The sequence below is a fragment of the Streptomyces cyaneofuscatus genome, from assembly GCF_042718795.1.
GTDB lineage: Bacteria > Actinomycetota > Actinomycetes > Streptomycetales > Streptomycetaceae > Streptomyces > Streptomyces cyaneofuscatus_A.
Map to the genome: position 1 here is coordinate 22516 of NZ_JBHXOX010000043.1, position 24117 is coordinate 46632.

General features: G+C 71.0%; 24 protein-coding genes. 14 read left to right on the forward strand and 10 right to left on the reverse strand.

Going from position 1 to position 24117, the window contains the following annotated elements; genetic code table 11:
• The first annotated feature begins 220 nt into the window (after positions 1–220).
• The 3 genes from ACFWRT_RS34745 (at position 221) to moaA (ending at position 3415) form a co-directional block, all read left to right on the forward strand.
• Positions 221–586, forward strand: coding sequence for a DUF485 domain-containing protein (locus tag ACFWRT_RS34745; RefSeq protein WP_018512243.1), 366 nt, complete (start codon positions 221–223; stop codon positions 584–586).
• Positions 583–2226, forward strand: coding sequence for a solute symporter family protein (locus ACFWRT_RS34750; RefSeq protein WP_380954905.1), 1644 nt, complete (start codon positions 583–585; stop codon positions 2224–2226). Before ACFWRT_RS34745 ends, ACFWRT_RS34750 begins: the two co-directional genes overlap by 4 nt.
• 199 nt (positions 2227–2425) lie before the next feature.
• Positions 2426–3415 (forward strand): GTP 3',8-cyclase MoaA, encoded by a 990-nt coding sequence (gene moaA / locus ACFWRT_RS34755; RefSeq protein ID WP_380954907.1) that lies wholly within the window; start codon positions 2426–2428, stop codon positions 3413–3415.
• 3 nt (positions 3416–3418) lie between these two features.
• Here the strand turns inward: moaA and ACFWRT_RS34760 are convergent, their stop codons facing one another.
• A complete protein-coding gene (locus ACFWRT_RS34760) occupies positions 3419–3667 on the reverse strand; it encodes a hypothetical protein (protein ID WP_018512246.1) in 249 nt (82 codons plus the stop codon).
• A 264-nt stretch (positions 3668–3931) separates the two neighbouring features.
• Positions 3932–4309, reverse strand: coding sequence for a DUF3099 domain-containing protein (locus ACFWRT_RS34765; protein ID WP_380954909.1), 378 nt, complete (start codon positions 4307–4309; stop codon positions 3932–3934).
• A gap of 207 nt (positions 4310–4516) precedes the next feature.
• Between ACFWRT_RS34765 and ACFWRT_RS34770 the strand changes: the two genes are divergently transcribed.
• Positions 4517–4792, forward strand: a complete 276-nt coding sequence (locus ACFWRT_RS34770) for a GlsB/YeaQ/YmgE family stress response membrane protein (RefSeq protein WP_317822264.1) — start codon at positions 4517–4519, stop codon at positions 4790–4792.
• Positions 4793–4884: 92 nt separating this feature from the next.
• Here ACFWRT_RS34770 and tyrS read toward each other — a convergent pair whose 3' ends face one another.
• From tyrS to ACFWRT_RS34785, 3 genes are read right to left on the reverse strand one after another with little or no spacing between them, the layout of a single operon-like run.
• Entirely contained in the window at positions 4885–6156 is a 1272-nt protein-coding gene (gene tyrS, locus ACFWRT_RS34775; protein WP_380954910.1) for a tyrosine--tRNA ligase, read from the reverse strand.
• Positions 6157–6207: 51 nt separating this feature from the next.
• Positions 6208–7602, reverse strand: a complete 1395-nt coding sequence (locus ACFWRT_RS34780) for a metallopeptidase TldD-related protein (protein WP_380954911.1) — start codon at positions 7600–7602, stop codon at positions 6208–6210.
• Entirely contained in the window at positions 7599–9122 is a 1524-nt protein-coding gene (locus ACFWRT_RS34785) for a TldD/PmbA family protein (RefSeq protein WP_380954912.1), read from the reverse strand. The genes ACFWRT_RS34780 and ACFWRT_RS34785 overlap by 4 nt, the downstream gene beginning before the upstream one ends.
• 237 nt (positions 9123–9359) lie before the next feature.
• Here ACFWRT_RS34785 and fabG point away from each other — a divergent pair, with 237 nt between their 5' ends.
• The 3 genes from fabG to ACFWRT_RS34800 all read left to right on the forward strand — a co-directional run bounded on the left by fabG (position 9360) and on the right by ACFWRT_RS34800 (position 11408).
• Positions 9360–10079 carry a 3-oxoacyl-[acyl-carrier-protein] reductase gene (fabG, locus tag ACFWRT_RS34790; RefSeq protein WP_380954914.1) on the forward strand — a complete coding sequence of 240 codons (720 nt, stop codon included), beginning with the start codon at positions 9360–9362 and terminating at the stop codon, positions 10077–10079.
• Between the two features lie 5 nt (positions 10080–10084).
• Positions 10085–10852 carry an enoyl-ACP reductase FabI gene (gene fabI, locus ACFWRT_RS34795; RefSeq protein ID WP_380954916.1) on the forward strand — a complete coding sequence of 256 codons (768 nt, stop codon included), beginning with the start codon at positions 10085–10087 and terminating at the stop codon, positions 10850–10852.
• Between the two features lie 184 nt (positions 10853–11036).
• A complete protein-coding gene (locus ACFWRT_RS34800; protein ID WP_380954917.1) occupies positions 11037–11408 on the forward strand; it encodes a hypothetical protein in 372 nt (123 codons plus the stop codon).
• Between the two features lie 49 nt (positions 11409–11457).
• Here the strand turns inward: ACFWRT_RS34800 and ACFWRT_RS34805 are convergent, their stop codons facing one another.
• Positions 11458–12132, reverse strand: coding sequence for a FadR/GntR family transcriptional regulator (locus ACFWRT_RS34805; RefSeq protein ID WP_151510353.1), 675 nt, complete (start codon positions 12130–12132; stop codon positions 11458–11460).
• A gap of 134 nt (positions 12133–12266) precedes the next feature.
• On the opposite strand from ACFWRT_RS34805, the gene ACFWRT_RS34810 reads away from it, so the two are divergent.
• The 4 genes from ACFWRT_RS34810 (at position 12267) to ACFWRT_RS34825 (ending at position 14717) form a co-directional block, all read left to right on the forward strand.
• Positions 12267–13571, forward strand: coding sequence for a CynX/NimT family MFS transporter (locus tag ACFWRT_RS34810; protein ID WP_380954918.1), 1305 nt, complete (start codon positions 12267–12269; stop codon positions 13569–13571).
• Positions 13572–13588: 17 nt separating this feature from the next.
• Positions 13589–13705, forward strand: coding sequence for an SGM_5486 family transporter-associated protein (locus ACFWRT_RS34815; protein ID WP_380954919.1), 117 nt, complete (start codon positions 13589–13591; stop codon positions 13703–13705).
• A 149-nt stretch (positions 13706–13854) separates the two neighbouring features.
• Positions 13855–14094, forward strand: coding sequence for a hypothetical protein (locus tag ACFWRT_RS34820; RefSeq protein ID WP_380954921.1), 240 nt, complete (start codon positions 13855–13857; stop codon positions 14092–14094).
• Between the two features lie 104 nt (positions 14095–14198).
• Positions 14199–14717 carry a SixA phosphatase family protein gene (locus ACFWRT_RS34825; RefSeq protein ID WP_380954923.1) on the forward strand — a complete coding sequence of 173 codons (519 nt, stop codon included), beginning with the start codon at positions 14199–14201 and terminating at the stop codon, positions 14715–14717.
• Between the two features lie 88 nt (positions 14718–14805).
• Here the strand turns inward: ACFWRT_RS34825 and serB are convergent, their stop codons facing one another.
• Complete coding sequence (gene serB, locus ACFWRT_RS34830; RefSeq protein ID WP_380954924.1) at positions 14806–16107, reverse strand: phosphoserine phosphatase SerB; 1302 nt, start codon at positions 16105–16107, stop codon at positions 14806–14808.
• A 237-nt stretch (positions 16108–16344) separates the two neighbouring features.
• Between serB and ACFWRT_RS34835 the strand changes: the two genes are divergently transcribed.
• Entirely contained in the window at positions 16345–18969 is a 2625-nt protein-coding gene (locus tag ACFWRT_RS34835; RefSeq protein ID WP_380954926.1) for an ABC transporter ATP-binding protein/permease, read from the forward strand.
• A gap of 104 nt (positions 18970–19073) precedes the next feature.
• Here ACFWRT_RS34835 and ACFWRT_RS34840 read toward each other — a convergent pair whose 3' ends face one another.
• The 3 genes from ACFWRT_RS34840 to ACFWRT_RS34850 form a co-directional block, all read right to left on the reverse strand.
• On the reverse strand, positions 19074–19820 hold the full coding sequence (locus ACFWRT_RS34840) for a transglycosylase SLT domain-containing protein (protein ID WP_380954928.1): 747 nt from the start codon (positions 19818–19820) through the stop codon (positions 19074–19076).
• Between the two features lie 279 nt (positions 19821–20099).
• Positions 20100–21269 (reverse strand): S-adenosylmethionine:tRNA ribosyltransferase-isomerase, encoded by a 1170-nt coding sequence (locus tag ACFWRT_RS34845; RefSeq protein ID WP_380954930.1) that lies wholly within the window; start codon positions 21267–21269, stop codon positions 20100–20102.
• On the reverse strand, positions 21266–21991 hold the full coding sequence (locus ACFWRT_RS34850; RefSeq protein WP_380954931.1) for an SDR family NAD(P)-dependent oxidoreductase: 726 nt from the start codon (positions 21989–21991) through the stop codon (positions 21266–21268). The genes ACFWRT_RS34845 and ACFWRT_RS34850 overlap by 4 nt, the downstream gene beginning before the upstream one ends.
• Positions 21992–22271: 280 nt before the next feature.
• Here ACFWRT_RS34850 and ACFWRT_RS34855 point away from each other — a divergent pair, with 280 nt between their 5' ends.
• Both ACFWRT_RS34855 and ACFWRT_RS34860 read left to right on the forward strand, forming a co-directional pair.
• The gene (locus ACFWRT_RS34855) at positions 22272–23417 is read left to right on the forward strand and encodes a GAF domain-containing sensor histidine kinase (RefSeq protein WP_380954933.1); all 1146 of its coding nucleotides are present in this window, start codon (positions 22272–22274) and stop codon (positions 23415–23417) included.
• Positions 23410–24054 carry a response regulator gene (locus ACFWRT_RS34860; RefSeq protein WP_018512265.1) on the forward strand — a complete coding sequence of 215 codons (645 nt, stop codon included), beginning with the start codon at positions 23410–23412 and terminating at the stop codon, positions 24052–24054. The genes ACFWRT_RS34855 and ACFWRT_RS34860 overlap by 8 nt, the downstream gene beginning before the upstream one ends.
• Positions 24055–24117 lie beyond the last annotated feature (63 nt).

The following is a 24117-nucleotide window of genomic DNA, read 5'->3' on the forward strand; positions in this document are numbered from 1 at the left end:
GCACCGTGCGGCCGAATGTGTACGGGTGACTTCAGGCCACCGGGACGCAGCGGCTTCCGGTCACCGGGATGAGGCCGAGAAGGCGAAAGATCCGGTGAACCGCTTCGTCGCGCCCTCCGTGCCGTTGTCCAGGAGGCACATCACCGTCCCCCGGTATCGAGGCCTCCCTATGACACCCACCGTCCCCCAGATCACCGCACCCGCGTCGCGAGGAGATTCCGTGGCTACCGATGCACCGCCGCCCGAGGGCCGTTCCGACACCAGCCCGGCCCAGCCCACCACCGAGGCGTTCAACGCGGTGCAGGCGAGTGCCGAGTTCGCCGACCTGCGCCGCTCGTTCCGCTCCTTCGCCTTCCCGCTCACCATCGCCTTCGTCACCTGGTACCTGCTCTACGTCCTGCTCTGCAACTACGCGGGCGGCTTCATGAGCACCAAGGTCGTCGGCAACATCAACATGGCGCTCGTCCTCGGCCTCGCCCAGTTCGCCACCACCTTCCTCATCGCCGTGCTCTACTCCCGGCACGCCGCCAGCAAGCTCGACCCGAAGGCCGAAGCGATCAAGTCCCGTATGGAGGCCGACGTATGAGCGCCGCCCACACCCTCTATCCAGCCGTCCAGCTCGCCGCCACCGAAGGCGCGAGCGAACACCGGCCGCTGATCATCACGCTGTTCGCCGCGTTCGTCGTGGCGACCCTCGCCATCACCGTGTGGGCGGGCCGCCAGACCAAGAGCGCCTCCGACTTCTACGCGGGCGGCCGCCAGTTCACCGGCTTCCAGAACGGGCTCGCGGTATCCGGCGACTACATGTCCGCGGCGTCCTTCCTGGGCATCGCGGGCGCCATCGCCCTCTTCGGATACGACGGCTTCCTCTACTCCATCGGTTTCCTCGTCGCCTGGCTCGTCGCCCTGCTCCTGGTCGCCGAACCGCTGCGCAACTCCGGCCGCTACACCATGGGCGACGTCCTCGCCTACCGGATGCGCCAGCGCCCCGTCCGTACCGCCGCCGGTACGTCCACCATCGTCGTCTCGATCTTCTACCTGCTGGCCCAGATGGCCGGCGCCGGCGTCCTCGTCTCGCTGCTGCTCGGCATCACCAGCGACTTCGGGAAGATCGTCATCGTCGCCCTGGTCGGCGTACTCATGATCCTGTACGTCACCATCGGCGGCATGAAGGGCACCACCTGGGTGCAGATGGTCAAGGCCGTCCTGCTCATCGCGGGCACCCTGCTCATCACCTTCCTGATCCTGCTGAAGTTCAACTTCAACATCTCCGACCTGCTCGGCACCGCCGCCAGCAACAGCGGCAAGGGCGCCGCCTTCCTGGAGCCCGGCCTGAAGTACGGCGCCACCGGCGTCTCGAAACTGGACTTCATCTCCCTCGGCATCGCCCTGGTCCTCGGCACCGCGGGCCTGCCGCACATCCTGATCCGCTTCTACACCGTGCCCACCGCCAAGGCCGCCCGTAAGTCCGTGAACTGGGCGATCGGCATCATCGGCGCCTTCTACCTGATGACCATCGTGCTCGGCTTCGGCGCCGCGGCGATCCTCAACCCCGACGACATCATCGCCTCGAACAAGGCGGGCAACACGGCGGCACCACTCGCCGCCCTGGAGATCGGCGGCGGCTCCGGATCCACCGGTGGCGCCATCCTCCTCGCGGTGATCTCCGCCGTCGCCTTCGCGACCATCCTCGCCGTCGTCGCCGGACTCACCCTCGCCTCCTCCTCGTCGTTCGCGCACGACATCTACGCCAACGTGATCCGCAAGGGGAAGGCCACCGAGAAGGAGGAGGTCCGCGCCGCCCGCTGGGCCACCGTCGCCATCGGCATCGTCTCCATCGCGCTCGGCGCGCTCGCCCGCGACCTCAACGTGGCCGGCCTGGTGGCCCTCGCCTTCGCGGTCGCCGCCTCCGCCAACCTGCCGACGATCCTCTACAGCCTCTTCTGGAAGCGGTTCACCACCCAGGGGGCCCTCTGGTCCATCTACGGCGGGCTCTCCTCCTCCGTCCTGCTGGTGCTCTTCTCGCCGGTCGTCTCCTCGAAGCCGACCTCGATGTTCCCGAGCGTCGACTTCGCCTGGTTCCCGCTGGAGAACCCTGGCCTGATCTCGATCCCGCTGGGCTTCCTGCTCGGCTGGCTCGGCTCGGTGATCGGCAAGGAGAAGCCCGACGCCGACAAGTACGCCGAGCTGGAGGTCAAGTCCCTCACCGGCACCGGAGCGCACTGAGAGAAGGAATTCACCGAGCCGTTCGGTGCATCACCCACCCCCTGGTCCGGGCCGCGTCGTAGAGTCCTACGACGCGGCCCGGCCGCACCTCGTGGCAAACGGGCCCCCGCGATGTCAGCGGTCTCACGTAGGCTCGAAAGAGATCGACCGAACCGACACCACGCCCACCGCACCGACACCACCGGGGAGGAGAGCCACCGTGCTCATCGACACCTTTGACAGGGTCGCCACCGACCTGCGCGTGTCACTGACCGACAAGTGCAATCTGCGGTGCACCTACTGCATGCCGGAAGAGGGCCTGCAGTGGCTCGGCAAGAGCGAGCTGCTCTCGGACGACGAGATCGTCCGCCTGATCCGCATCGCGGTCACCAGCCTCGGCATCACCGAGGTCCGCTTCACCGGCGGCGAGCCCCTGCTCCGCCCCGGCCTCGTCTCCATCGTCGAGCAGTGCGCCGCGCTCACCCCGCGCCCCCGTATGTCCCTCACGACCAACGGCATCGGGCTCAAGCGGACCGCCGCCGCCCTGAAGGCCGCCGGCCTCGACCGGGTCAACGTCTCCCTGGACACCCTGCGTCCCGACGTCTTCAAGACCCTCACCCGCCGGGACCGCCACAAGGACGTCCTGGAAGGCCTCGAAGCCGCCCGCGAGGCCGGCCTCACCCCGGTGAAGGTCAACTCCGTCCTGATGCCGGGACTCAACGACGACGAGGCCCCCGAGCTGCTGGCCTGGGCCGTGGCCAACGATTACGAGCTCCGCTTCATCGAGCAGATGCCCCTGGACGCCCAGCACGGCTGGAAGCGCGACGGTATGATCACCGCCGGTGACATCCTCGCCTCGCTGCGCACCCGCTTCACCCTCACCGCCGAGGACGACGAAGCCCGCGGCTCCGCCCCCGCCGAGCGCTGGACCGTCGACGGCGGCCCGCATCGCGTGGGCGTGATCGCCTCGGTCACCCGCCCGTTCTGCCGCGCCTGCGACCGCACCCGGCTCACCGCCGACGGTCAGATCCGCACCTGCCTCTTCGCCCGCGAGGAGACCGACCTGCGCTCCGCGCTGCGCTCGGACGCGCCGGACGCGGAGATCGCCCGGCTCTGGAAGGTCGCCATGTGGGGCAAGAAGGCGGGCTCCGGACTGGACGACCCGTCGTTCCTGCAGCCGGACCGCCCGATGTCGGCGATCGGCGGCTGACGCTCAGCCCGCTCCGGGTCCGGACTCCCAGTCGGCGAGCGCCACGACGTCCTTGAGGAAGCCTCGTACGCCCAGGAACTGCGACAGATGCTCCCGGTGCTCGTCGCAGGCCAACCAGGTCTTGCGCCGCTCGGGCGTGTGCAGCTTGGGGTTGTTCCAGGCGAGCACCCAGACCGCGTCGGCCCGGCAGCCCTTGGCGGAACAGATCGGGGCACCGGCGGCGCTCTCGGCGGATGTCTCGGGGAAGATCACGGCACCCAGCCTAAGTCAGGTGCGACCGGACCTTGAGTCAGGTGCGATCCGACCTCGGTCAGGTGCTCCGCACGCTGAACGACGCATCCCCGGCCGGAGAAACGGCGACGCCGGGCAGCCACGGGGGGAGCTGCCCGGCGTCGGTCCATCGCTCCGACGGGGGATGCGGAGCGCCTCTGAAGTATGTCACGGGCACCGGGGTGCGGTGCACCGGAACGTCATGATTGATCTGAGCTTTTCCTGAGCTTCGCGGTACGCCTGGGTTCAGTTGTGCTCCTGTGACGGGGGTACCCGCCCGGCCCGCCCCTCGGGGTCCGCGGACTCGGCGTGACCGGCGGCCGGAGCGGCCTCCAGAGCGGGCCGCGCGGGGGCGGTGAGATACGCCGACGGCAGCGAAGGAGCGTTCTCCCGGCCCGCGTTGGCGATGACCACCGCCACGTACGGCAGCAGCACCCCCAAGACGAGCGCCACGATCGCGACATGCCGCTCCACGTTCCACAGCACCGCGGCCAGCACCACCGACACCGTACGCACGGACATCGAGATCACATAGCGCCGCTGCCTGCCCCGCACATCGTCGGCCAGCCCCTGACGGGCCTCCGTGATCCGGAAGACCCCCACCTCGTCGCTCTTCCGCAGCATGTGTTCCACCACCAGATCTCTGTGCCGGACGCTCCGGGACCGGGCCGCATCCACGGTACGCCGAGCGGCCGGCGTACCGAAGACCGGGGCGCTGCCCCGCTGACCCCGGGGCGGCGCCCCACCCGGACGGCCCCGCCCGGAGTGCGGCCCGCCGTCGGCCGTCCAAGACTGGCCGGACGCGCACTCCGCGCCGCACGAGGAGGCGAAATGAGCTGGTTGTGGGCAATCATCGTGGGCCTGGTGCTCGGTGTCATCGCACGGGCGATCCTGCCGGGCAAGCAGGATATTCCCATTTGGCTGACGATCATCTTCGGTATTCTCGGCTCGATCCTCGGTAATGCCGTGGCCGGCTGGATCGGCGTCGAGGACACCAAGGGCATCGACTGGATCCGCCATCTGCTCCAGTTGGCCGGTGCCGTGGCGGTCGTCGCCGTCGGCGACATGGCCTGGCAGTCGATCCGGGGCAACAGGCGCAGAACCTGACCCGAGGCACAACTACGCGACAGCGCCGCGGCCGGACACGCGAGAAGACGCGTGTCCGGCCGCGGCGCTGTGCAGCGATCCGGCGGGAAGGATCAGCCGGCCGGGACGACCTCCACGGCCGCCAGGTTCTTCTTGCCCCGGCGCAGCACCAGCCAGCGCCCGTGCAGCAGCTCCGCGGCGTTCGGCGCGACCTCGCCGTCGGCGACCTTCACGTTGTTCACGTACGCGCCGCCCTCCTTGACCGTGCGCCGGGCACCCGACTTGCTCGGTGCGAGACCGACCTCCACCAGGAGGTCCACCAGCGGACCGAGCTCGGCGACCTGCGCGTGCGGCACCTCGGAGAGGGCCGCGCTCAGCGTCGCCTCGTCCAGCTCGGCCAGATCACCCTGGCCGAACAGCGCCTTCGACGCCGCGATGACCGCCGCGCACTGCGCCCCGCCGTGCACCAGCGTGGTCAGCTCCTCGGCCAGCGCCCGCTGCGCGGAACGCGCCTGCGGCCGCTCCTCGGTCAGCTTCTCCAGCTCCTCCAGCTCGGCACGGCTCTTGAAGCTGAGAATGCGCAGGTAGCGCGAGATGTCCCGGTCGTCCACGTTCAGCCAGAACTGGTAGAACGCGTACGGCGTGGTCATCTCCGGGTCCAGCCAGACGGCACCGCTCTCGGACTTGCCGAACTTGGTCCCGTCCGCCTTCACCATCAGCGGCGTCGCCAGCGCGTGCACGGTGGCGCCCGGCTCCAGGCGGTGGATCAGGTCGATACCGGCCGTGAGGTTGCCCCACTGGTCGCTGCCGCCCTGCTGGAGGACGCAGCCGTAGCGGCGGTACAGCTCCAGGAAGTCCATCCCCTGGAGCAGTTGGTAGCTGAACTCCGTGTAGCTGATGCCCTCCTGCGACTCCAGCCGGCGGGCGACCGAGTCCTTGGTGAGCATCTTGTTGACCCGGAAGTGCTTGCCGATGTCCCGCAGGAACTCGATCGCGGACATCCCCGCGGTCCAGTCCAGGTTGTTGACCATCGTCGCCGCGTTCGGGCCCTCGAAGGTGAGGAAGGGCTCGATCTGCTCCCGCAGCCGCTGCACCCAGGCCGCGATGGTCTCCGGGTCGTTCAGCGTGCGCTCGGCGGTCGGGCGCGGGTCACCGATCTGACCGGTGGCCCCGCCGACCAGGGCGAGCGGGCGGTGCCCCGCCTGCTGGAGTCGGCGCACGGTGAGGACCTGCACGAGGTGCCCCACGTGCAGGCTCGCCGCCGTCGGGTCGAAGCCGCAATAGAAGGTGACGGGACCGTCCGCGAGAGCCTTGCGCAATGCGTCCTCGTCAGTGGACTGGGCGAACAGCCCGCGCCACTTCAGCTCGTCGACGATGTCCGTCACGGTTCCGGTGCTCCTAACGAAGGTAGAGATGGAGATGTCAGTCTAGGCGGGTCACACCCCCTGGCTGACCGAGCTCATGTTGAAGTCCGGGATGCGCAGCGCGGGCATCGCGGCCCGGGTGAACCAGTCGCCCCACTCGCGCGGCAGCGTCTTCTCCGTACGGCCCGCCTCCGACGCCCGCGACAGCAGGTCCACCGGCGACTCGTTGAAGCGGAAGTTGTTCACCTCGCCGACCACCTCGCCGTCCTCCACCAGATAGACGCCGTCCCGGGTCAGCCCGGTCAGCAGCAGCGTCGCCGGGTCCACCTCCCGGATGTACCAGAGGCAGGTCAGCAGCAGCGCCCGCCCGGACGTCGCGGCCACCATCTCCTCCAGCGACCGCTCACCGCCCCCGTCCAGCACCAGGTTGTCGATGGCCGGGGCGACCGGCAGCCCGGTGAGAGCAGCGGTGTGCCGGGTCGTCGTCAGCCGCTCCAGCTTCCCGTCCCGCACCCAGTCCGTCGGGGCGAGCGGCAGCCCGTTGTCGAAGACGGAACCGCTGTCACCGGAGGAGTGGGCGATCACGAACGGCGCCGACTCCAGACCCGGCGCGTGCGGGCCGCTGCGCAGGGTCAGCGGGAGCGGAGCCAGGGTCTCGCCGAGCCGGGTTCCGCCGCCCGGCCGGGAGAACACCGTCCGGCCCTCCACCGCGTCCCGTGCGGTGGACGACCAGAGCTGGTAGATCAGCAGGTCCGCGACGGCGGTCGGCGGCAGCAGCGTCTCGTACCGCCCGGCGGGCAGGTCGATCCGCCGCTCCGCCCAGCGCAGCCGCTGCGCCAGCTCCGCGTCCAGGGCCGCCGGATCGACGTCCTTGAAGTCCCGGGTCGACCGGCCCGCCCACGCGGAACGGGTCCGGTCCGGCGACTTGGCGTTCAGCTCCAGCGTCCCGGTCGGCTGGTCGTGGCGGAGCCGCAGCCCCGTCGACGTACCCAGGTAGGTGGAGGTCAGCTCGTGGTTCGCGAACCCGTACAGCTCGCGGCCACCGGAACGGGCCCGGGCGAAGGCGTCACCGAGGGCCGGGGCGAAGTCGGCGAAGACCTCCGAGCCGGTCTCGGCGGGCGCGTCCGTGAAGTCGGGCGACGAGGGGACCCCGCTGACCAGGGGCTGCGCGTCCTCGGCGGGACCGGCGCCCCGGGCGGTGGCCTCGGCGGCCCGTACCAGCGGCTCCAGGTCGTCGGCGGTCACGGCGGACCGGGAGACGACGCCGGACGCCGTGCCCTGGCCCCCGTCGACGGTCGCGATGACGGTGAGGGTCCGGCCCCGGGTCACCCCGTTGGTGGTGAGCGCGTTGCCCGCCCAGCGCAGGTTGGCGGAGGAGTGCTCGTCGGCGATGACCACCAGACCGTCCGTGGTGGACAGCTCCAGGGCCCGCTCGACGATCTCGTACGGCTTGCTGACGCGGCTCATCGTCCGGCCTCCTGCGTCGTGTTGAGGATGTTCACGCCTCGGAAGAGGGCGGAGGGGCAGCCGTGGGAGACCGCCGCGACCTGGCCCGGCTGGGCCTTGCCGCAGTTGAACGCGCCGCCGAGCACGTACGTCTGCGGGCCGCCGACCTTCTCCATCGAGCCCCAGAAGTCCGTGGTCGTCGCCTGGTACGCCACATCGCGCAACTGCCCGGCGAGCTTGCCGTTCTCGATGCGGAAGAACCGCTGCCCGGTGAACTGGAAGTTGTAGCGCTGCATGTCGATCGACCAGGACCGGTCGCCGACCACGTAGATACCGCGCTCCACCCCGCCGATCAGGTCCTCCGTCGACAGCCCGCCCGGGTCCGGCTTGAGCGACACGTTCGCCATGCGCTGTACGGGGACATGGCCCGGCGAGTCCGCGTACGCGCACCCGTTGGACCGGCCCAGACCCGTGAGCTTCGCGATCCGGCGGTCGAGCTGGTAGCCGACCAGGGTGCCGTCCTTGACCAGGTCCCAGGACTGCGCCTCGACGCCCTCGTCGTCGTACCCGATGGTCGCGAGGCCGTGCTCGGCGGTGCGGTCACCGGTCACGTTCATGACGGGCGAGCCGTACGCGAGCTTGCCGAGCTGGTCGAAGGTGGCGAACGACGTGCCCGCGTACGCCGCCTCGTAACCGAGCGCCCGGTCCAGCTCGGTGGCGTGGCCGATCGACTCGTGGATGGTCAGCCAGAGGTTCGACGGGTCGACGACCAGGTCGTACGTCCCCGCCTCGACGCTCGGCGCCCGCATCTTCTCCGCCAGCAGCGCGGGGATCTGCTCCAGCTCGGCGTCCCAGTCCCAGCCGGTCCCGGTCAGGTACTCCCAGCCGCGCCCGGCGGGCGGGGCGATGGTCCGCATGGAGTCGAACTCACCGGTCGTGGAGTCCACCGCCACGGCCGTGAACTGCGGCTGGATGCGCACCCGCTGCTGAGTGGTGACGGTCCCGGCCGTGTCCGCGTAGAACTTGTTCTCATGGACGGTCATCAGCGACGCGTCCACATGCGCGACGCCGTCCGCGCCCAGCAGCCGCCCGCTCCACTCGGCGAGCAGCGCCGCCTTCTCCTCGTCCGGTACGGAGAACGGGTCGACGTCGTACGCCGAGACCCAGGTCCGCTCGCCGTGCACCGGCTCGTCCGCCAGCTCGACGCGCTCGTCGGACCCGGCGGCCGCGATCACCTTCGCCGACAGCTTCGCCATCGCCACGGCCTGCGAGGCCACCTTCGCCGCCGCGTCCATCGTCAGGTCGACGCCCGAGGCGAACCCCCAGGCCCCGCCGTGCACCACCCGCACCGCGTACCCGAGGTCCGTACTGTCCGAAGCCCCGGCCGGCCGGGCGTCCCGCAGCCGCCAGGAGGCGCTGCGTACCCGCTCCAGCCGGAAGTCGGCGTGCGTGGCGCCCAGCGCGCGCGCCCGCGCGAGCGCCGCGTCGGCCAGCGCGCGCAGCGGCAGGGCCAGGAATGACTGATCTACCTCGTGGGGCACAGGGAATTCCCTTCTCGATACACGACGGCAGTGAACCATGCGGAAGGCGGGGAGAGCCGGGGATATCGCGGACAGGTGTGCCCGGCACGCAACCGTGCGAACTGTAGGAACCCCACAGCACCCCGGACAAGCCACTGTCAGGGCCCGATTCCTCGATCGGCGCACGGTACCGATAGGTTTTCGACGTACTCGACCGCCAGAGGGTACGCACCACACCGCCAAGGAAAGGGTGATCCGTTGAGCCGCTCGGTTCTCGTCACCGGAGGAAACCGGGGCATCGGCCTCGCCATCGCCCGCGCCTTCGCCGACAACGGCGACCAGGTAGCGATCACCTACCGCTCGGGCGAGCCTCCCCAGGCCCTCACCGAGGTCGGTGTCCTCGCGGTCCGCTGCGACATCACCGACGCCGAGCAGGTGGAGCAGGCCTACAAGGAGATCGAGGAGAAGCACGGTCCCGTGGAGGTGCTGGTCGCCAACGCCGGTATCACCAAGGACCAGTTGCTGATGCGGATGTCCGAGGAGGACTTCACCTCCGTCGTCGACACCAACCTCACCGGCACCTTCCGGGTCGTCAAGCGCTCCAACCGCGGCATGCTGCGCGCCAAGAAGGGCCGCGTCGTCCTGATCTCCTCCGTCGTCGGCCTCCTCGGCTCGGCGGGCCAGGCGAACTACGCCGCCTCCAAGGCCGGACTGGTCGGGTTCGCCCGGTCGCTGGCCCGGGAGCTCGGCTCGCGGAACATCACGTTCAACGTCGTCGCCCCCGGTTTTGTCGACACCGACATGACCCAGGCGCTCACCGAGGAGCAGCGCAAGGGCATCGTGTCCCAGGTGCCGCTGGGCCGCTACGCGCGGCCCGAGGAGATCGCCGCCGCCGTGCGCTTCCTCGCCTCCGACGACGCGTCGTACATCACTGGAGCCGTCATCCCCGTTGACGGCGGATTGGGCATGGGTCACTGATCACCATGAGCGGAATTCTCGACGGCAAGCGCATCCTCATCACCGGGGTGCTGATGGAGTCGTCCATCGCGTTCCACACCGCGAAGGTGGCCCAGGAGCAGGGCGCCGAGGTCATCCTCACCGCCTTCCCCCGCCCCACCCTGACCGAGCGCATCGCCAGGAAGCTGCCGAAGCCGGCCAAGGTCATCGAGCTGGACGTCACCAACCAGGAGCACCTGGACCGGCTGGAGGGCCTGGTCCGCGAGGAGCTCGGCTCGCTGGACGGCGTCGTCCACTCCATCGGCTTCGCGCCGCAGGACGCGCTCGGCGGCAACTTCCTCAACACCCCGTTCGAGTCCGTCGCCACCGCGATGCACGTCTCGGCGTTCTCCCTGAAGTCGCTGGCCATGGCCTGCAAGCCGCTGATGAGCGAGGGCGGCTCGATCGTCGGCCTCACCTTCGACGCCCAGTACGCCTGGCCGCAGTACGACTGGATGGGCCCGGCCAAGGCCGCGCTGGAGGCCACCTCCCGCTACCTCGCCCGCGACCTGGGCAAGGACGGGCTGCGCTGCAACCTGATCTCCGCCGGCCCGATCGGCTCCATGGCCGCCAAGTCCATCCCGGGCTTCTCGGAGCTGGCCGACGTCTGGAACACCCGCGCCCCGCTCGCCTGGGACATGTCCGACCCGGAGCCGGCCGGCCGCGGCGTCGTGGCGCTGCTCTCCGACTTCTTCCCGCGCACGACGGGCGAGATCATCCACGTCGACAGCGGCGTGCACATGATGGGCGCCTGACCGCGCGCAGCCTCCGATGACGGCCTCCGGCCGCGTACCCCCTCCTGGCTCCTGGCGGCGGTACGCGGCCGGAGGCCGTCGCCGTCCGTGACTCCCCGCCACCGCTCCGGTCGAAAAGTCCGACGTTCCACCGCAGAATGTGGAGGAACCGGACTTCTGGTCAGGCTGCGGGAGGGAGATCGCTGTGCGCCCCACGCGTCGCCGCACCCGTCTCCTGCTGGCCGCGTCGGCGGCCGTTGCCGCACTCGCCGTACCCCTGGGGGTCCACGTCGCCCGTGGCGCCGACTCCGGTACGCCGGTGGCGCCCCCGGAGCCCGAACCGGCCGGCTCCGAGTGTCGTACGGCGATCGAGGGCTCCCGGGTCGTCGCGTACTGCCACAACCCCTTCCCCTCCACCGACCTGGTCCAGCTCCACACCGAGTGCGCCCGCTGGTGGGACGTCGACGCGGACGGCGCGGCGGTGGCGGTGGCGCCGGGGCGGACCGTGCGGCTGGAGGACCGCTGCTGGAAGGAGATCGCGACCGCCTGGGTCAGCCACCGTCCGGCGCCGCTCTGAGGCGTACGCCTGGGGGAGTCGCTTCTGAGGCGTACGCCCGGGGGAGTCGCTACACCCGGTCCGCCAGGCAGTTCAGCGCGTGGCTCGCCGCCTCGGCCGCCGCCGTCTCCGCGTCCCCGGCGCGGATCGCCTCGACCAGTCGCGCGTGATCCATATGGTTCTCCGGGCGCAGCTCGGGGCCCACGTCATCTCTTAGATAGTCGCGCAGCAGATCCCCGAGGTCCGCGTAGAGCTCGGTGAGGACGTCGTTGTGCGAGGCGGCGACCACCGCCAGGTGCAGCGTCGCGTCGGCCGCCACGAACGCCTCCGCGTCCCCCGAGGCCCACGCCTCCTCCCGCCGCGCCATCAGGGCGTCGAGCTGCCGCAGATCGCGCTCGGTACGGCGTACGGCGGCGAGCCGGGCGGCCGACGACTCCAGCGTCGAGCGCAGTTCCGCCACGTGGCGCGGGTCGGCGGCGGCGAAGCGGCGGTGCATCACCCCGGCCAGCTCGCTCGTGGCGATCACATAGGTGCCGGAGCCCTGCCGGATGTCCAGCAGCCCGTTGTGCGCCAGGGCCCGCACCGCCTCGCGCACGGTGTTGCGGGCCACGCCGAGCTGCTCGACCAGCTCCGGCTCGGTCGGGATCCGCGAACCGACCGGCCACTCGCCCGACGTGATCTGGTTCCGCAACTCCGCGATCACCTGGTCGGAGAGTGCCGAACGCCGGGGGGACGTCAGCGCCATGGTGCTCCTTGCTCGTGAGCTGTCAGGTCCGGGCCGGATTCTCTCAGGGAAGCCGGAGGGGCCGGGGGATCCGGGGATCCGATGGTTTCCGTGCGATTGGACAACCAATCATCCCATGATTCTATGATGGCCTCATGCCGGACGACGAGACGCAGACCCAGACCCTGAACCGCGGCGCCGCCGCGCGCACCCCCGCCGGCCCTCCGGCCCCGCGACTCCCCGGAGCCGTCGAGGCCCCCGCCCCCTGGCTGCTGCGCCTGATCGCCGTCGGGCTCGTCCTGGCCGCCCTGAACCTCCGCCCCGCCATCACCAGCCTCGGCGCCCTCCTCGAAGAGGTCCGCGACGGGCTGCACATGAGCGGCAGCGTGGCGGGCGTGCTCACCTCCGTACCGCCGCTCTGCTTCGCGGTCTTCGGGGTCATGGCGCCCCGCCTGGCCCGCCGCTTCGGGGCGGGCGCCGTCGTCTGCGCGGGCATGGCCGCCATCGCGGCCGGCCTGGTGATCCGCCCGTACATCGGCTCCACCGCCGGGTTCCTGGCCGCCAGCGCGCTGGCCCTGATGGGCATCGCCGTCAGCAACATCCTGATGCCGGTGATCGTCAAGCGCTGGTTCCCCGACCGCGTCGGCACCATGACCGGCCTCTACTCCATGGCCCTGGCCCTCGGCACGGCGCTGGCCGCCGCCGTCACTGTGCCGCTGACGAGCGCGATGGGCGGGAGCTGGCAGTCCGGGCTGGCCGTCTGGGCCGTGCTCGCGGCCCTCGCGGTGCTGCCCTGGATCGTCCTCGTACGGGACCGGACCCCGGCGCCCGGGACGCCTGTCCCCGGATCGGCTGCCGCACACCCCGCCGACGCCCCGGCGCTCCGGATCACCCGCAGCCGGACCGCCTGGGGGCTCGCCTGCTTCTTCGGGCTCCAGGCGACGGCCGCGTACATCACCATGGGCTGGATGCCGCAGATCTTCCGCGACGCCGGGGTCTCGGCCGGTACGGCGGGTGTCCTGCTCGCGGTCACCATGGCGATGGGCGTGCCGCTCGCCTTCGTCATCCCCCGGGTCGCCGGCCGGCTCAGGCAGCAGGGCCCCATCGTCGTCGTCCTCGGCCTGTGCGGCCTGATCGGTTACGGCGGCCTCTACCTGGCCCCGGCCGCCGGTGCGTGGGTCTGGGCGGTGCTGCTCGGGGTGGCCAACTGCGCCTTCCCGCTCGCCCTCACCATGATCGGCATGCGGTCGCGGACCGGGGCGGGCGTGGTCCGGCTCTCCGCCTTCGCCCAGTCCACCGGCTACCTGCTCTCGATCCCGGGCCCGCTGCTCGTCGGCGTCCTCTACCAGCACAGTGGCGGCTGGGGGCTGCCGATCGCCCTGATGGCGGGCCTGATGATCCCGCAGATGGTGGCCGGGGTGCTGGCGGGGCGGGACCGGACCATCGAGGACGAATGCTGAGATGCGAGACTGGCTCCATGCCAGTGCTCGATCCGCATCCCAAGAACGGTCAGAAGAAGCTCCTCCTCGTCTTCGGGGCGATGCTTCTCGTCACGGTGGTCATCGGTGTGATCGCCTCGATCGCCTCGCCCTGACGCCCGGCCGCCCCGCCCATGGTGGGGCTGGCCCCCCTGTCCCCTAGGGGGCCAGGGTCAGGGTGAAGCGGGTGGATCACCGGATGGGACCGGCCCGGTCCGTTCCGTAGGTTCTTCGGTAACGAACCGAATACCCCACGGAGGCGGACATGCCGGTCCCTGCGCACCCCAGGTCCCACGTACCGGCCGCCGCCGGCCGACCGACCCCGTCCCGGCCCGCCGCCGACCATGTGGAGATACGGCTGCCGTGGTGGGCCGTGGCGCTCCCGACCGTCGCCTTCGCCGCTCTGCTGCTCATGATCATGAGCCCGGGGCAGGCGCAGGCGGCCACCCCCGCCCCCGCCCTCGGACAGCTGATCGAGCGCACGCTCCACCTGCTCGCCCCTTGATCCACGCGTGGCGGCGAACCCGTCCCGGACCGGCGTGTCAACCTTCCGGATGAGCCCGTCAACACCCTGCGCCAGAGGCCGCGTTTCATGCGAAGCTGAGGTGTATGAGCGTCGAGACACCTCGCAGGATCGTCCTTCTCAGGCATGCCAAGGCGGAATGGTCGCAGAACGCGGATCATGAGCGCCCCCTGGCCGAGCGCGGTCGTAAGGACGCGCCCGTGGCCGGCCGCAGGCTCGCCGACTCCGGTATCGACTTCGATCTGGCCCTGTGCTCCAGCGCCGTCAGGACCCGGGAGACCTGGAAGCTGGCGGTCCACGAATTCGCCCAGCGCCCCCGGACCGTCTACGAGGAGAGGCTGTACGAGGCCTCCCTCGGCGAACTGATCGCCCTCTTCAACGAGACCCCGGACGACGTCCGCAACCTCCTGGTCATCGGCCACAACCCGGGCATGCACGGAGCCGCCGACGCCCTCTCCGGCTCGGCCGAGGGCGACACCCTGGCCCGGATGACCCGGGACGGCTTCCCGACGGCGTCCTACGCCGTGGTGGAGTTCCCCGGCTCCTGGAAGAGCGTGGAGCACGGGGCGGGCAGGCTCACCGAGTACTGGACACCGAACGACTGAGTGCCCCGGCCCCACCGGCACACCTGAACGCGCAGGGCCCCGGCACGCATCCCGTGCCGGGGCCCTCTTCCGTACGCTGCCGCGACCGTCAGTCGACCAGGCCGTCCGCCGCCTCGACCTCTTCACGGGTGATGCCGAGCAGATAGAGCACGGTGTCCAGGAACGGCACGTTCACCGCGGTGTGCGCCGCCTCGCGGACCACGGGCTTGGCGTTGAAGGCGACCCCGAGCCCCGCCGTGTTCAGCATGTCGAGGTCGTTCGCCCCGTCCCCGATGGCCACCGTCTGCGCCAGCGGCACCCCCGCCTGCTCGGCGAAGCTCCGCAGCAGCCGGGCCTTCCCCGCCCGGTCCACCACATCGCCGACGACCCGGCCGGTGAACTTGCCGTCCACCACCTCCAGGGTGTTGGCGGAGGCGAAATCGAGGCCGAGACGTTCCTTCAGGTCGTCCGTGACCTGGGTGAAGCCGCCCGAGACGACGCCCACCTGATACCCGAGGCGCTTCAGCGTGCGGATCAGGGTCCGGGCCCCGGGCGTGAGCCGCACCTCGGCGCGCACCTTGTCCACCACCGAGGCGTCCAGCCCCGCCAGCAGCGCGACCCGGGCGTGCAGCGACTGCTCGAAGTCCAGCTCACCCCGCATCGCCTGCTCGGTGACCTCGGCGACCTTGTCCTCACAGCCCGCGTGGGCCGCGAAGAGCTCGATCACCTCGTCCTGGATGAGCGTGGAGTCCACGTCCATCACGACCAGCCGCTGCGCCCGCCGGCTCAGCCCGGCCGAGACCACCGCGACATCCACGCCGATCTCGGCGGCCTCGGTCGCCAGCGCGGTGCGCAGCTCCGCGGTCTCCGTCCCCGACACCGCGAACTCCACGGCCGTGACCGGGTACTTCGCCAGCCGGAAGATGCGGTCGATGTTCCCGCCGGTCGAGGTGATCGTGGCCGCTATGGCGGCGGTCGACTCCGCGGTGAGCGGGTGCCCCAGCACGGTCACATGGGAACGGCCGTAACCGCGGGGCCGGTTGTCACCCGTGCCCGAGATGATCTCGGCCTGCAGCTTCAGGGACTCGGCCCAGCTGTGCACGGTCGCCCGCAGGTCGCCCTCGGTCGTCCCGCCCGCGGTGGGCGAGGTGACCAGGGCGCAGAGCACGATGCGGCCCCGGGTGACGACCTGCTCGATGTCCACCACGTCGACGGAGTACGCGGCGAGGGTGTCGAACAGCCCGGCCGTGATGCCGGGGCGGTCCTTGCCGAAGATCTTGACGAGAAGTGTGGGTGTGTTGTCCACGAGAGGAGGGGACTCCTCGCTGTCCCGGGCGGACTCGCCGCCGGTCCGAGAGGGCTCGGGGAGCTCGGGGGAGGAGGGAGGCTGAGGTGGCTGAGATGCGCTCATGGTGTTCCCACCGTATCGGTCCGGCGGCCGCGTCCGGCTGCCCGTCCCGAGGGCCGGACGGACGGCACGGGGCTTTCCGCCGACTGTCCCCTTTGTTTCGGGATCGCACTACTTCTCCGCTTCGCGGCCCGTCCTCACCGGCCCGACTTTCGGATAAGGGACTGCTCCTGGAATAGTTCCCCACGATGTTCAGCATCCCTAGACTCCCTGCGACGGGGGAAAATCGGGGGACGACAAGTGGGGCGCGGAGTGCCGGAACTCGTACTGGAATTGAATGGCAGCACCTGGACGCTCGACCCGTCCAGGCCGTACACCCTGGGGCGTGACCCGCAGGGGGACGTGACGATCGACGACGCCAGGGTCTCGTGGCGGCACGCCACGATCAGCTGGGGCGGCCGGAGTTGGTTCATCGAGGACCACGGCTCCACCAACGGCACGTATGTGCAGGGGCAGCGGATCCAGCGGACGGAGATCGGGCCCGGCTCCGCCGTACGCCTGGGCAACGCGACGGACGGCCCGCGGCTGAATCTCACCGCCGGCGCCGGCGCTCACGGCGGTCAGCCCTCCGCCGCAGCCCACCAGGCCCCCGCGCACCAGCAACACCAGCCGCACCAGCAGCCCGCGCAGGCGGGCGGCGCCTGGCCCGGACACCAGGCACCCGCCCAGCACCAGGCCCCCGCGCAGCACCAGCCCCCGCCCCAGCAGGCGTGGCAGCAGCAGGCGCCGGAGCCCCAGCAGCAACCCCCGTACCAGCAGGTTCCGCACCAGCAGGGCCCGGCCCAGCCGCCCGCCCCGGCCCACGGAGGCGGACCGGCCCAGGGCGGCGGCGCGGGTGCTCCGCATGTCTACGGCGACCGCAGCCCGACCACGTTCCACCAGTTGGCGCTCGGCCGGGTCATGCGCATCGGCCGTGCCCTGGAGAACGAGCTGGTCGTCTCCGACCTCCAGGTCTCCCGTAACCACGCCGAGTTCCACGCGACGCCCGACGGCCGGTTCGAGATCCGCGACCTCGGCTCGCACAACGGCACGTACGTCAACGGTCTGCCGCTCCAGAGGTCCGGCTCGGCGCTCATCGGCCCGAACGACATCGTCGGTGTCGGCCACTCGACGTTCCGCCTGGTCGGCGACCGGCTGGAAGAGTTCGTCGACACCGGTCAGGTCTCCTTCTCCGCCCGCCACCTCACGGTGACGGTCGACGGCGGCAAGCAGATCCTCAAGGACGTCTCCTTCGGCGTCCCGGAGAAGTCGCTCGTCGCGGTCATCGGCCCCTCCGGCTCCGGAAAGTCCACCCTCCTCAAGGCGCTCACCGGCTACCGGCCCGCCGACGAGGGCGACGTCCTCTACGACAACCGCAACCTGTACAAGCAGTTCGCCGAGCTGCGCCAGCGCATCGGTCTGGTCCCGCAGGACGACATCCTGCACAAGGAACTGACCGTCACCAAGGCGCTCAAGTACGCGGCCAGGCTCCGCTTCCCCGCGGACACCACCGAGGCCGAGCGCCAGGCCCGGATCACCGAGGTCCTCGCCGAGCTCAAGCTCGACATCCACAAGGACAAGAAGATCACCTCGCTCTCCGGCGGCCAGCGCAAGCGCGTCTCGGTCGCCCTGGAGCTGCTGACCAAGCCGTCGCTGATCTTCCTGGACGAGCCGACCTCCGGTCTCGACCCGGGCATGGACCGCGACGTCATGCAGTTGCTGCGCGGCCTCGCCGACGACGGCCGTACCGTCCTCGTCGTCACGCACTCCGTGGCCGAGCTGGCCATCTGCGACAAGCTGCTCGTGATGGCGCCCGGCGGCGCCGTCGCGTACTTCGGTCCGCCGGAGGAGGCGCTGAACTTCTTCGGCTACAGCTCCTGGGCCGACGTCTTCTCCGCCTTCGAGAACTACCGCGACTACGACTGGGCGGGTCGCTGGCGCGGTTCGCAGCACTACCAGATGTACGCCGCCGACATCGACGCCGTCGCCGCGCAGTCCGTCCACATGCCGCCGCCCCAGCAGATGCGGCCCCCGAAGCCGCAGAGCTGGGGGACGCAGCTCTGGACCCTGGTGCGCAGGTACACCTCCGTCATCGCCTCCGACAAGGCCTTCCTCGGCCTGATGGTGGCGCTGCCCGCGGTGATCGGTGTGCTGGCCGCGGTCATCCCGGCGGACTTCGGACTGGCCCCGCCCACCCCGCCGACCCAGTTCAACGGCAAGGCCGGGATGATCCTGCTGATCCTCGCGGTCGGCATCTGCCTGGCCGGGTCGGCCAGCTCCGTACGAGAACTGATCAAGGAGCGCGTCATCTACGAACGGGAACGGGCCACCGGCCTCTCCCGCTCGGCCTATCTGGTGTCCAAGGTGATCGTGCTCGGCGTGATCACCGCTTTCCAGAGCGTGATCCTCTGCGGTATCTGCTTCGCCGCCCGTGAGCTGCCGGCCGAGGGGCTGTTCATGTCTCCGGCCGTCGAGATCTGCATCTCCATCGTGGCCCTCGGGTTCACCTCGATGATGTTCGGCCTGATGATCTCCGCGCTGGTCAAGACGTCCGAGATGACCATGCCGCTGCTGGTCATGTTCGCGATCGTCCAGTTGGTCTTCACCGGGGTCCTCTTCCAGGTGTACGGGACGCCCGGCCTGGAGCAGCTCACCTGGCTGATGCCGTCCCGCTGGGGCGTGGCCGCGGCCGGTACGACCCTGGATTTGGCCAATCTGATGCCGCCGTGGGACCCGAAGAACCCGACCGACCTGGACCCGCTCTGGGAGGCCACGGCGACCCAGTGGGGGATCAACATCTTCGTGCTGCTGGTGCTCGGCCTCCTCTGCGCCTTCGCCGTCGCCCGGCTGCTGCGCCGCCACGAGCCCGAGGTCATGCGCAAGTAGTCCACGTACGGAACCCGCGTACGGAACGACGCCGAGGCCGGCACCCCGTGGGGTGCCGGCCTCCGGCATGTGTACGGCTGCTGGACTCAGCTGTACGGCTGGACTCAGTACGCGCTGTCGACGTTGTCCATGGTGCCGTAGCGGTCGGCCGCGTAGTTGCAGGCGGCGACGATGTTGGCGACCGGGTCGTACAGGTCCTTCTTGGTGCCCTTGACGTGGTACCGGTCGAAGGTCGGCTGGATCACCTGGAGCAGGCCCTTGGAGGGGATGCCGTTCCGGGCGTTGATGTCCCAGTTGTTGATCGCCCAGCGGTTACCGCTGGACTCCCGGATGATGTTGCGGTGGATCCCCTCGTAGGAGCCGGGGATGCCTTCCTTCTTCATGATCGCCATGGCCTCGCGGATCCAGCCGTCCAGGTTGTTGGCGTAGACGGGCTTGCGCGCGGTGGAGCGGTTGGCGGCCTCGGCGCCGCGCTTCTTCGCGTCGGCCTTGGCCTTGGCGGCCTTCTCGGCCTTGTCCTTCGCGTCCGCCGCGGCCTTGGCCTTCGCGGCCTTCGCCTTGGTCTCGGCGGCGGCCTTCGCCTTGGCTGCGTCGGCGGCCTTCACGAGCTGCTCGGCGGTGGAGTGCTGCTCGATAAGGCTGTCCTGCACGGTCTTGGCCTGCGCGGAGCCGCCGGTGAAGGCGACCGGAGCGGCAGCGCCCGCTGCCTGCGGGGCGACCTCGGCCTCGGCGTTCGACGGGACGAGCGAGAAGGTCAGGGAGGCGACGGCCAGGGCCGACACACCGGCCACGGAGATCTTCTGGACCTTGTTCAGACGACGGACACGGCTGGGAATGCGAGTCGCAGACATGTAGGGCTACCTCTTCGAATTGCTCAGGTGTCCTCACGGAGGACGAGACCGGAGGCGGCGATGCGCACCTCCGTCGGGGACGAGAGCAATTCTTAGCGGCAGCAAAATCGCGTGGCAAAGGTGTGACGTACGAAGCTGGATAGTGGAAGAGGGTCCTGTTCGTCCGAAATAACCCCCGCTCATGCCTACCCAAATCACCCTTTTGGGTCCACTAGGGGCGTTCGTAAGTGACGCACGCCCTATGCCTGGGCTCACATCGGCGACGCGCCAACCTCACCACTAGTTGCTGAAGCAATCTGGAGAGTTACGTTCCTCATCCGGCAGGATGAGGTGGACGTCCCCGAACTCGTGCCAGAGGTAGCGCCGTTCCAGCGCGGCCTCGTACCCACGGCGCAGCGCCTCGCGCCCCGCCACCGCCTCCAGCATCAGCAGGTGCGAGGCCTGCGGCTCGTGCAGCCCGGTCAGCAGCCCGTCCACCGCCCGCACCCCCCGGCGCGGCGTCACCACCAGATCCGTCCAGCCCGCCGCCGGCCGCGCCACCCCCTCCGCGTCCGCCGCCGACTCCAGCGCCCGCACCGCCGTCGTCCCCACCGCCACCACCCGGCCGCCCGCCGCCCGCGCCGCGTTGACCAGCCACGCCGTGGTGGAAGGCACCGCGAACCGCTCCGGGTACGGCGGCTCGTGCGCCTCCGCCGACGCCACCCCCGTATCCAGCGACAGTGGGGCGAACTGCACCCCACGGCTCACCAGGGCGGCCGTGAAGGGCCGGGCCGCGCTCGGCATCTCCGCCGAACCGCTCCCGTCCGGCGCCGGGACCGCGAACACCGTCTGGTACGCGGACAGCGGCTGATCCCGCTCCGTGTACGCGTACCGGATCGGCCGCCCGTACCGCCGCAACAGCTCCGGCACCCGGTCCGGGACCCGCGCCCACCACAGCCGCGCCCCCAGCGCGGGCCCCGGGGAGCGGCGCCGGTCCGGCCCGCCCGACAAGGTGCCTCCCACCGGCTCCTCCAGCACCAGCTCCCGCCCGCCCGGCAGCCGCACCACCGCACCGGCCGGCCCGCCCGGACGCGGCGCGGTGGCCCCCGAGCCGCCGGGCGCCCGCAGCTCCACCGCCCACCGCCCGTCCTCACCCCGCGTCGAGAAGTGCACGACGACCCGGTCGCCGCCCACCCGCCCGTTCACCGCGGCCGGCAACGTCGCCGACGTGTTCACCACCAGCACGTCCCCGGCCCGCAACCGCCCCGGCAGCTCCCGGAACGCGTGGTGCGACACCGCCGTCCCCCGGGTCACCAGCAGCCGTACGTCGTCACGCCCAGCCCCCCGCTCCTCGGCCGGCACCCGCGCCGAGAGCTCCGCGGGCACCCGCAACGCCTCCAGCGGCGAGGCCCCGGGCCCGGCCGAAGGGGCGCCGCCCCCGTCCCGCCGAACCGCCCCCACCGCACTCACCGCGCACCCCCGAAAGCCTCCGGGGCCTCCTCCAGCAGGGCCGGAGCGGCGAACCGCCCACTGGCCGGCCGCTCCCGCACCAGCCGCAGGAACGCGGGCACCACGCCGGCGGGCGAGGGCCGGGCCTCCCCGCCGTCGTTCGGCACCGCGGCCTCGTACAGATCCGTGTCCATGTCCCCCGGATCGACGGCCCACACCCGCAGCCCCGGCTCCTCCACCCCCAGCACCGCCGCCAACTGGTCCAGCGCCGCCTTCGACGCCCCGTAACCGCCCCACGTCGCGTACGGCTCCGCCGCCGCGTCCGAGCTGACCACCACGACCGCCCCCGAGGCCGACGCCCGCAGCAACGGCAGCGCCTCCTGTACGAGGCCGAGGGCGGCCACCACATTGGTCTCCAGCGCCCGCCGCAACCCCTCCAGCGGCTGCGCCTCCAGCCGGACCAGCGGCTCGGCACCCAGCACACTCGCGTTGCTCACCAGCAGATCGAGCCCGCCCAGCTCCCCGGCGGCCGCGACCAGCTCCGCCCGGTGCGCCGCGTCCGTGACATCCCCCGGAACGGCCGCCACCCGCGTCCCGTACCGCTCCCGCACCTCCTTCGCCGCCGCCTCCAGCACCCCGGAGGTCCGCGCGTCCAGCACCAGACCCCACCCCTGCCGGGCCAGCGCCTCGGCCAGCGCACGCCCCAGCCCCTTCGAACCACCCGTGATCAACGCAACCGGCATCGTGACCGTCTCCTCGGAACATCGGCGTCCACCGGGCGTTCCCGGCGACGCGGAACATCGGCGTCCACCGCCGGGGCGACCCGGCGACTCCAACGTAGGAAGCGGCGATTGCACCGCGCCTCGCCCGGGAGCCGCACCCGCACCCGGCACTTCGTCCTAGGACCGGGAAGGTCCTAGGACCACAGCCCCAGCTCCGGCCGCGACCGTCCTAGGACTCCCGCCCTCCCGCAGCCGCCCTCGGCCCGATCCGGCCGCCGAACCCCGCCGGTACGGTGATCCCATGAGTCATCGCCCGCCGTCGGCCCTCGCCGCGGTGAGTGCCGCGCTGCTCGCCATGAGCCGGCACCTCGACGTAGGAGACGTCCTCAAGACGATCGTCGCCTCCGCCCGCGAACTGCTCGACGCCCAGTACGCGGCCCTCGGCGTCCCGGACGACCACGGCGGCTTCGCCCAGTTCGTGGTCGATGGCGTGAGCGACGAGCAGTGGAAGGCCATCGGCCCGCTGCCCCGGCAGCACGGCATCCTCGCCGCGATGCTGCACCAGGCGAAGCCCGAGCGGCTCGCCGACGTCCGCAAGGACCCCCGCTTCGAGGGTTGGCCCGACGCGCACCCCGACATGTCCGACTTCCTCGGCCTGCCCATCACGGACGGCGACGAGATCATCGGCGCCCTCTTCCTCGCCAACAAGATGTGCCCCAAGCCCGACGGCGGCTGCGGCTTCACCGCCGAGGACGAGGAACTCCTCTCGATCCTCGCCCAGCACGCCGCGATCGCCCTCACCAACGCCCGCCTCTACGAGCGCAGCCGCGAGCTGACCATCGCCGAGGAACGCTCCCGCCTCGCCCACGAGCTGCACGACGCGGTCAGCCAGAAGCTGTTCTCGCTGAGGCTCACCGCCCAGGCCGCCGCCGCCCTCGTCGACCGCGACCCGGCCCGGGCCAAGGGGGAGCTCCAGCAGGTCGCTGTCCTCGCCGCCGAAGCGGTGGACGAGCTGCGGGCGGCCGTCGTGGAGCTGCGCCCGGCCGCGCTCGACGAGGACGGCCTGATCGCCACCCTCCGTACCCAGATCCAGGTCCTGGACCGGGCCCACACGGCGGCGGTCACCTTCGGCAGCAGCGGTGTACGCGCCCTGCCCGCCGCCCAGGAGGAGGCGCTGCTCCGGGTCGCGCAGGAGGCCCTGCACAACGCCCTGCGCCACTCCGGCGCGGAGCACGTGGACGTCACCCTGGCCCGGCGCCCCACCGCGACCGTCCTCCGCGTCACCGACGACGGCATCGGCTTCGACCCCACCGCCGTCCGAAAGGCAGGCCGGCACCTCGGGCTCGTCTCCATGCGCCACCGGGCCAAGAGCGTCGGCGGCAGACTCAGCGTTGTTTCGGAGCCCGGGAAGGGCGCCACGATCGAGATGGAGGTCCCCGGTGGCTGACAAGATCATCCGGGTGCTGCTGGTCGACGACCACCAGGTGGTCCGCCGTGGACTGCGTACGTTCCTGGAGATCCAGGAGGACATAGAGGTCGTCGGCGAGGCGTCCGACGGCGCGGAGGGTGTGGCCCGCACCGAGGAGCTGCGGCCCGACGTCGTCCTCATGGACATCAAGATGCCCGGCACCGACGGCATCGAGGCCCTGCGCAGGCTCCGCCAGCTCGACAACCCGGCCAGGATCCTCATCGTCACCAGCTTCACCGAACAGCGCACGGTGGTCCCGGCCCTGCGCGCCGGAGCCTCCGGTTACGTCTACAAGGACGTCGACCCGGACGCCCTGGCCGGCGCCATCCGCTCCGTCCACGCCGGACACGTCCTGCTCCAGCCGGAGGTCGCCGGGGCGCTCCTCGCCCAGGACGACGCCGGCAGCGGTACGGGCCGGGGGAGCACCCTGACCGAACGCGAGCGCGAGGTCCTCGGCCTCATCGCCGACGGCCGCTCGAACCGGGAGATCGCCCGCGCCCTCGTCCTCTCCGAGAAGACGGTCAAGACCCATGTGTCGAACATCCTGATGAAGCTCGACCTGGCGGACCGCACGCAGGCGGCGCTCTGGGCGGTCCGCAACGGCGCTGCGGGCTGACCCGGGCTGAGATTCATACTGTCGGGTATATGTCACCCGAACGGCGCATCCTTCCGGGCCGTA

Excerpts from the sequence above, each read along its gene's own strand:
- ACFWRT_RS34820 (WP_380954921.1), top strand. The coding sequence starts at position 13,855 with ATGCCGGTCCCTGCGCACCCCAGGTCCCACGTACCGGCCGCCGCCGGC.
- ACFWRT_RS34855 (WP_380954933.1), top strand. The coding sequence starts at position 22,272 with ATGAGTCATCGCCCGCCGTCGGCCCTCGCCGCGGTGAGTGCCGCGCTG.
- ACFWRT_RS34770 (WP_317822264.1), top strand. The coding sequence starts at position 4,517 with ATGAGCTGGTTGTGGGCAATCATCGTGGGCCTGGTGCTCGGTGTCATC.
- serB (WP_380954924.1), bottom strand. The coding sequence starts at position 16,107 with ATGAGCGCATCTCAGCCACCTCAGCCTCCCTCCTCCCCCGAGCTCCCC.
- ACFWRT_RS34815 (WP_380954919.1), top strand. The coding sequence starts at position 13,589 with ATGCCAGTGCTCGATCCGCATCCCAAGAACGGTCAGAAGAAGCTCCTC.
- ACFWRT_RS34765 (WP_380954909.1), bottom strand. The coding sequence starts at position 4,309 with ATGCTGCGGAAGAGCGACGAGGTGGGGGTCTTCCGGATCACGGAGGCC.
- ACFWRT_RS34750 (WP_380954905.1), top strand. The coding sequence starts at position 583 with ATGAGCGCCGCCCACACCCTCTATCCAGCCGTCCAGCTCGCCGCCACC.
- ACFWRT_RS34825 (WP_380954923.1), top strand. The coding sequence starts at position 14,199 with ATGAGCGTCGAGACACCTCGCAGGATCGTCCTTCTCAGGCATGCCAAG.
- ACFWRT_RS34780 (WP_380954911.1), bottom strand. The coding sequence starts at position 7,602 with ATGAGCCGCGTCAGCAAGCCGTACGAGATCGTCGAGCGGGCCCTGGAG.
- ACFWRT_RS34850 (WP_380954931.1), bottom strand. The coding sequence starts at position 21,991 with ATGCCGGTTGCGTTGATCACGGGTGGTTCGAAGGGGCTGGGGCGTGCG.
- ACFWRT_RS34840 (WP_380954928.1), bottom strand. The coding sequence starts at position 19,820 with ATGTCTGCGACTCGCATTCCCAGCCGTGTCCGTCGTCTGAACAAGGTC.
- ACFWRT_RS34805 (WP_151510353.1), bottom strand. The coding sequence starts at position 12,132 with ATGGCGCTGACGTCCCCCCGGCGTTCGGCACTCTCCGACCAGGTGATC.
- fabI (WP_380954916.1), top strand. The coding sequence starts at position 10,085 with ATGAGCGGAATTCTCGACGGCAAGCGCATCCTCATCACCGGGGTGCTG.
- ACFWRT_RS34810 (WP_380954918.1), top strand. The coding sequence starts at position 12,267 with ATGCCGGACGACGAGACGCAGACCCAGACCCTGAACCGCGGCGCCGCC.